The sequence below is a fragment of the Mesorhizobium sp. M4B.F.Ca.ET.089.01.1.1 genome (assembly GCF_004022605.1).
GTDB lineage: Bacteria > Pseudomonadota > Alphaproteobacteria > Rhizobiales > Rhizobiaceae > Mesorhizobium > Mesorhizobium abyssinicae.
The window spans coordinates 1-7,099 of sequence record NZ_RZOS01000302.1 but is presented as its reverse complement, the minus strand read 5'-3'; the positions used below and the strand labels follow the sequence as shown (position 1 = coordinate 7,099).

Genomic DNA, 7,099 nt, shown 5'->3' with positions numbered 1-7,099 from the left:
CGTGACCACCCATATGCTCGACGGCGCCGAGGCCAGCGAGCGTGGCGGCGCCACGGGCCGGACCTGGAAGGGCGGCGTCTTCTCGCCGAGCGATGGCACCGCCGACCCGTCGCGGGCCGCGCCCGCGGTCGCCCGCGCCATCCTCAAGCTCGGCGGCACCGTTCACCAGAATTGCGCCGCGCGCAGCATCGAGACCGAGGGCGGACGCCTGAGCGGCGTGGTCACCGAAAGCGGAACGATCCGCACGAAAGTGGCGGTCATGGCCGGCGGCGCCTGGGCGTCGTCCTTTTGCCGGCAGTTCGGTTTCCGCTTTCCGCAGGCGTCGATCCGTTCCTCCATCCTGTCCGTCTCGCCCGGCGCCGAAGGCCTGCCGGATGCGCTGCACACGGCGAGGATCTCGGCCACGCGTCGCGGCGACGGCGGCTACACGCTTGCCATCAGCGGGCGCGGCCGCGTCGACGTGACGCCGCAGCAGTTGCGCTTCTCGTCGCAGTTCCTGCCCATGTTTCTGAAGCGGTGGCGCAGCCTCGCGCCCGGCGGACTGCAAGGCGTGCGCTCGGGGCACGAAACGCTGCAGCGCTGGCGGCTCGACCAGCCGACGCCGATGGAACGCATGCGCATCCTCGATCCGGCTCCGGACCGGGCCACCATCCGTCTGACCCATGCCCGCGCGCTTGAACTTCTGCCCGACCTCAGAAAGACGAAGATCAGCGCTGCCTGGGCCGGCTACATCGACAGCACGCCGGACGGCGTGCCCGCCATCGGCGAGATCGATAGCGTTGCGGGCTTCTTCCTCGCCGCCGGATTTTCGGGACACGGTTTTGGCATCGGGCCCGGCGCCGGTCATCTCGTCGCCGATCTGGTGACCGGGTCGGAACCGATCGTCGATCCGACATCCTACGATCCGCGCCGCTTCGAAGCCTCCGCCTGGGGCAAGGTTGCCGATTTCTAGGATTTGACCCTCATCAATGCGCGGCATCCGCAATTGCGTCAGCCGTTCCGCAGAAAAGCGCCGATAGGCGCCGGTCGGACGGGCGGCTGTCCGCGAAACCGGCCGACGGCGCCGGGCGTGCAGCCGGCCTGTGCCGCGACAAGCTCGACGGCAGCCAACTGGCAGTAGCGCCCCTGGCAGCGCCCCATGCCGACGCGCGACAGCGACTTCACCCTGTTAGCCTCGCAGCCGCCGAAAGCCACGCCCTGGCGTATGTCTCCTGCAGTCACGTTCTCGCAGCGGCAGACGATCGCGTCGTCAGGGAGCACCCGCGCCATCGCCTGCGGCCAGGGAAAGGCGCGGGCCAGACCGCGGGCAAAGCGCTCGAGCCGCGCGAGCTCGCGCAGATCGGCGCTGGCCGACGGCGCCGGTTGTCCGAGATCGGCAAGGCACGCCGCCGCCGCAAGGCGCCCGGCAATCTCCGCGCCGTCGGCTCCCAGAAGCCGAACCCCATCGCCCGCAAGGTAGACGCCATTCCCGGCACGGCCCATCGCATCGGCCTTCGGCAGCCATTGCCGCCACTGCGCGTCATAGGCGAAGGCGCACCCGACGAGGTCGGCCAGATGTGTCTCAGCACGCAAGTGCCAGCCCATGCCGATCATGTCGCATCGGGTGACGTGTTCGCGGCCGCCAGCGTCGCGCCAGCGCATCGCGATGACACCTTGTTCGTCGGCCTCGATTTGTTCGAGCGTCACCCCCGCATGGTAACGGCCGCCGAGCCTCGCCCGCAGCGCCAGACCGCGCAGCGCGACCAGAGGCCGGGCGGCGAGCCCAAGGAATCCCCGCATCTGCTGGCGCCAGGACGATGTATCCAGCACCGCCGCCACATCCGCTCCAGCCTTGACGAGTTGGGCGCCGACCAGCGTCAGCAAAGGCCCCGATCCCATCAGGACGATCCGCCGCCCTAGAGCCACGCCCTGCGCCTTGAGCGCGATCTGCGCCGCGCCGAGGCTGTAGACACCGGCGCTCTGCCAGCCGGGGACCGGAGCGACGCGATCGGATGCGCCGGTGGCAAGGATCAGGCGGTCATAGCTGACTAGCTGCATGCCGCCCTGCCCCAGCACATGCAGCCGACCGTCCCGCGCGGCGATGACCGAACTCGCCGCGCAATGGGTGAGGCGCTCATCCTTGACCAACCGGTCGAACAGCGCATGCAGCGCCCGCGCCTTCGCGGCCTCCGACCCGTAGAGCTGCTCCGGCGTGCGGGTAAATCCGTCCGGCGGGCGGCGATAGATCTGACCGCCGGAGCGATTGCCTTCGTCGATCACCACCGGGTGCAGCCCGGCCTCGACCAGCACCGCCGCCGCCCTTATGCCGGCCGGACCGGCGCCGACGATCACGATTTTCGGCGATGAAGCGTCGCTCACGGCCAGCTCTCCGGCGGCGTCGTGCGCAGCCGCATGCCCTCAGCGATAGGGGTTGTGCACGCGCGCAGGCGCGGCCCCTCTTCCTGCCAGACCCAGCAATCCTGGCAGGCTCCCATCAGGCAGAACCCCGCGCGGGGTTCAGGCCCGAACTCGGACTTTCGCAAGGCTTGTCCCGACGCCAGCATGGCGGTCAGCACGGTGTCGCCCACAAGCGCGCCACGCACCTCGCCATCGAGGAGGAAATTCACCTCTGTCCGGTCGCGCTCGGCCAGCCGGACGATGCGGCCGGCGCTGATCATTCAGCGGCCTCTCGCACCGGGCGAGGACGCGGCAGTTCGGGGAACCGTTCGCACGCCGCATCGAAGGCCGCCTGAACGCCCTCCGGCCCGGAGCGTCCCTGCATGCGGCGGAAGATCTCGGTCTTGGCGAAGAACCGCCAGTGGATCGGCAGGTCCCTCAGTATGGCGGTGAGCCGGTCGTAGGCCGCAGGGGTCCATTGCGCCTCGTAGCCGTCGCGCTCGGAGCCGAAATGGAAATGGCCCGGGGACGGCTTGTGCCGCGCGCGCAGCCTTTCCGTCGCCTGCTCGTCGACCTCGCCGCCGCGTAGGACGACGCCATAGTCGCGCTCCGCCGATGTCTCTGAGACATAGCCGCGCCGAACGTCCTGTGCGACCCGCCAGGGCTCGCGCAGATGCGGATCGCCGCGCCCGCCGCCTCCGGCAGAGCGGATATCGAGCAGGTCGCCGGGCTGCAGCACCGCGGTGTCGATGTTGCCCAGCCGCCGCTCGTGCTCGGTGCCCGGATTGACGACCATGTCCGACAGGCCGGCCGCCTTGCCGCCCAGCACGCCCCAGGGACGGAAAAAACTGCGGTCGCGATTGCGCGCCGTGATCCTGGAGTCGGGGGCAAAGACGCGGAAAGCCATCTCGGTCGCCAGCCCGCCGCGCCAGCGGCCCGCACCGCCGCTGTCCCTGGCGAGCCCGTATTTCACGAATTCGACCGGGGTCTCGGTCTCGGTGATTTCGATCGGCGTGTTCTTGAGATAGGCGGCATCGGCGCCCGAGCCGTTGGTGCCATCGCGATGCGGCATCGCACCTCCGCCGCCCACCACCGGGTTCACGGCGGCGATGACCGTGCGGCTGCTGCGCTCGTCGATAGTCATGACGTTGACGATGCAGTTGTTGCCGGCCGGCGCCGCGGGCAGGCGCTCGGGCACTGCTTGCGAGAAGGCGCCGAAGATGACCGAGCGCAGCCGGGCGCAGGTGAGCGAGCGCATGCCCACCGCTGCCGGGTGGACCGGGTTCAGCACCGATCCCTCGGGAGTGATGCAGGTGAAGGGCCGGGTGAGGCCGGTGTTGAGCAGGATCTTCGGGTTGAGCGTGTAGAGCACGTAGTAGACGCCGACCAACAGCATGGTGTGGCGCGGGTCGCCACCTGAAGGCACGTTGAGCGAGGAGCCCAACTGCGGATCGGAGCCGGTGAAGTCGAGCACCGCCTCGTCGCCCTTGATCGTCAGCGTCAGCTTCAGCCGGCAGGGATTGGCCTCGACCGAATCCTCGTCGGCGTAATCGGCGAATTCCCAGGTGCCGTCGGGCATGGCGCGCAGCACGTCGCGCGCCTGCGCCTCGGCATGATCGAGAAGCGCGGCAACCCCTTCGATGAAGCCGGCCTTGCCGAACTTCCGCACCATTGCCTGGATCTTGCGCTCGCCGGTGTTGAGCGCGCCGACAAGCGCCTTGATGTCGCCGATGTTGAGGTCGGGCTTGCGCACATTGGTGCTCATGATGCGCAGGATCGTCTCGTCGAAGACGCCCTCCCGCACCAGTTTCATCGGCGGGAAGCGGATGCCTTCCTGATGGATTTCGGTCAGCGCCCGGCTGAGCGATGCCGGCACCGCCCCGCCCATGTCGGTGTTGTGGATGTGACCTCCTGTCCAGGCGACGATCTCGCCGTCGACGAAGACCGGCTTCCACAGATGCGTGTCGGGGGCGTGCGTGGCGACGTGGCCCGAATAGGGATCGTTGGTGAAGGCGACGTCTCCAGGTCGGTAGTCGTCGACCATCGCGATCGCGCGGTGGTAGGAAAGTCCCGGATACCACGTGGCGCCGAGTTCCATCGGCACGGCGAAGGTCGCCCCCGCACGGTCCATCAGCATCACGGTGAAATCCTGCGTCTCCTTGACGAAGGCGGAGTGCGCGGTGCGGTGCAGCGTGTGGGCCATGTTTTCGGCCGCCGCGCGGGCGTGGTTCGCCAGAACCTGCAGGTTTGTCCGGTCAAACATGGCGTCACTCCGCGAAGGTCAGCAGAAGGTTGAGGTGGCGGTCGACCTGCGCCTGCGCTCCCGCGGGAATGGCGAAGGTAGTATCTTCCTGCACGACCACCGCAGGCCCTCGGAAGGTGCTGCCCGGCACCAGGGTCTGCCGGTCGTGGAGGTCCACGACTTCGAGGCTCGCGCCCGTGTAGACCGGGAGGCGGCGCGCCGGAATGGCGGCGGCGCCGATCTCGTCTGTCTCCGGGAAGGAGAGTTTCGGCCCCGCGCCGATGGCGGACAGCCGCACGTTCACAAGCTCGATCTCGCCGTCCGGGTCGTGGAAATCGTAGAGCTGCTCATGAGTGCGGTGGAAGGCCTGCTCGATTGCCTCCGGGTCGGCGTCCGCCAGCCATTGCGGTGAAAGGACGACCTCGATCTCATAGCTCTGGCCGAGATAGCGCATGTCGCAGGAGAGAGTGAGCTCAGCCGCCGCGTCGTGGCCCTGCGCCGCGAGCCAGTCGCGCCCCTCTTGCGCGAGAGCATCGAAGGCCTCGCGAATCTCGGGGAGCGACGCAGCCGTCAGCGGGCTGAAGATGGTGCGTATGAAATCCCCGCGCAGGTCCGCCACCAGCCCGCCCAGCGCCGACACCACGCCGGGGCGGCGCGGCGCCATGACACGCTTCATGCCGAGTTCGCGGGCAAGGAAGGCGCCGAGCATCGGGCCGCCGCCGCCGAAGGGCATCAGCGTGAATTCGCGCAGGTCGACGCCGGCGCGCGAGGCAAGCTTCTCGACCTCGACGAACATCTCCGACACCGCGATGTCGAGGATCGCCTGCGCGGTCTGCTCGACCGGGCGGCCGAGCCGGGCGGCAAGCTCGCCGACCGCGCTATGCGCCAGCCCGGTATCGATCCGGAGCTGGCCATAGGCCATCTCGCTGTGACCGAGCCATCCGCACACCACCATGGCGTCCGTGACCGTCGCCTGGGTGCCGCCACGGCCGTAGCATGCCGGCCCCGGCGTCGAACCCGCCGATTCCGGTCCGACGCGCAGCACGCCCTGCGCATCGACGCTGGCGATCGAGCCGCCGCCGACGCCGATCGAGCTCACCGACACGGAGGGGATGTGGAGCGGAAACTCGCCGATCAGCTCGCCGGTGCCGAACTGCGCCTCGCCGCCGATGATCAGCGCGAAGTCGGCGGAGGTGCCGCCGATGTCGAGGGTCAGCACCTTGTCTTCGCCCGCCTGGCGCGCCAGCCACGAGGCACCGATGACGCCTGAGGCCGTTCCCGACAAAAGCATGTTGACGCAGGCGCGCTTGCCTTCTGCAGCATTCATCAGCCCGCCATTCGACTTGGTCAGCATCAGCCGGGCCGGCACGCCACGACGCTTCAGCCGCTCTTCCAGCGCCGTCAGGTAGCCAGAGACGCGTGGATGAACATAGCCGTTAAGGATGGCGGTCGAGCTGCGCTCATATTCGCGGATGACCGGCCAGACCTCGGCCGAGGTGAAGACAAAGAGATCAGGCGCAAGGCGCGCGACCGCCAACTTCACCGAAGCCTCCTGCGCGCCGTTGCGCCAGGCATGGAGGAAGGACACGATAATCCCCTGCGCCCCGTTCGCTTTTGCCGCCGTCACCGCACGCTCCACCGCCGCCATGTCGGGTGCCTGGGATTCGCTTCCATCGGCACGCATGCGGGCCGGAATGCCGAACACCATGTCGCGCGCGATCAGCGGATCCGGCCGCGCGCAGAACAGCGAATACATGTCCGGCATGCGAAGCCGCGCCAGCTCGATGACGTCCTCGAAGCCGGCATTGGTGAAGAGTGCCAGTGGCGCGCCCTTGCGCTGAATGATCGTGTTGATGCCGACGGTCGTGCCGTGCACGAAGCGTGTCATATGGGTCGGATCGAAGCATTCGCGCTCGCCCAGAAGGGTGAGGCCCGTCATCAGCTCGGCGCCCGGGTCCTCCGGCGTCGTCAGCACCTTCAGCGAGGCCACGCGTCCCGAGTTCGCCTCGAGCGCGCAGAAATCGATGAAAGTCCCGCCGATATCGACGCCGACCTTCCAGTCGGTTCCGCTTTGCGCCTCATCCCCAGTGATGACCCCATCCATGGTGCGTCCCTTCCTGTCTGCCTGCAGAAAGCTGGCACGGCTGGCCGGTCTGGGTCCAAGATGGATGATGGGCAAGCATATAAGGTTTGCTTATGCCTTTGCCTTGTCGCCGCCCAGAACGGCAGAGCAGGCGGCGCGGATCTGGTCGCGCATCATCTCGTCGGCCCGTGCAAGGGCGCGTGTGCGCGAGGTGAGCAGAGCGATCGGAAATTCCGGCCCCGCTGCCAGCGGCCTGACGGCAAGCCCGGCAAACTGGCGCCAAGGCAGCAGGGCGTCGACGAGCCCGATGCCGAGACCAGCCTGGACGAAGCCGACGGCGGAGATGGAGACGTCGATCTCGAGCGAGGGCGAAAGCGCCACGTCCTGCGCGCGGGCCG

The 7,099-nt window shown here is 68.5% G+C and carries 5 protein-coding genes and 1 pseudogene; 1 reads left to right on the top strand and 5 read right to left on the bottom strand.

Annotated elements, in window-relative coordinates; translation table 11 throughout:
• Positions 1-952: FAD-binding oxidoreductase (locus tag EN780_RS23500; protein ID WP_133372686.1), on the top strand; the 952-nt coding region annotated here is incomplete at its 5' end.
• 38 nt (positions 953-990) lie between these two features.
• On the opposite strand, the gene EN780_RS23495 is transcribed toward EN780_RS23500, so the two are convergent.
• The 5 genes and pseudogenes from EN780_RS23495 to EN780_RS23475 form a co-directional block, all read right to left on the bottom strand.
• Complete coding sequence (locus EN780_RS23495; protein WP_128275464.1) at positions 991-2,358, bottom strand: FAD/NAD(P)-binding oxidoreductase; 1,368 nt, start codon at positions 2,356-2,358, stop codon at positions 991-993.
• Complete coding sequence (locus EN780_RS23490; protein WP_128275463.1) at positions 2,355-2,657, bottom strand: (2Fe-2S)-binding protein; 303 nt, start codon at positions 2,655-2,657, stop codon at positions 2,355-2,357. Before EN780_RS23490 ends, EN780_RS23495 begins: the two co-directional genes overlap by 4 nt.
• A complete protein-coding gene (locus EN780_RS23485; RefSeq protein WP_128275462.1) occupies positions 2,654-4,639 on the bottom strand; it encodes a hydantoinase B/oxoprolinase family protein in 1,986 nt (661 codons plus the stop codon). Before EN780_RS23485 ends, EN780_RS23490 begins: the two co-directional genes overlap by 4 nt.
• 4 nt (positions 4,640-4,643) lie before the next feature.
• The gene (locus EN780_RS23480; protein ID WP_128275461.1) at positions 4,644-6,722 is read right to left on the bottom strand and encodes a hydantoinase/oxoprolinase family protein; all 2,079 of its coding nucleotides are present in this window, start codon (positions 6,720-6,722) and stop codon (positions 4,644-4,646) included.
• A 90-nt stretch (positions 6,723-6,812) separates the two neighbouring features.
• Positions 6,813-7,099 (bottom strand): annotated as a pseudogene (locus EN780_RS23475) (LysR substrate-binding domain-containing protein); the annotation flags it as partial.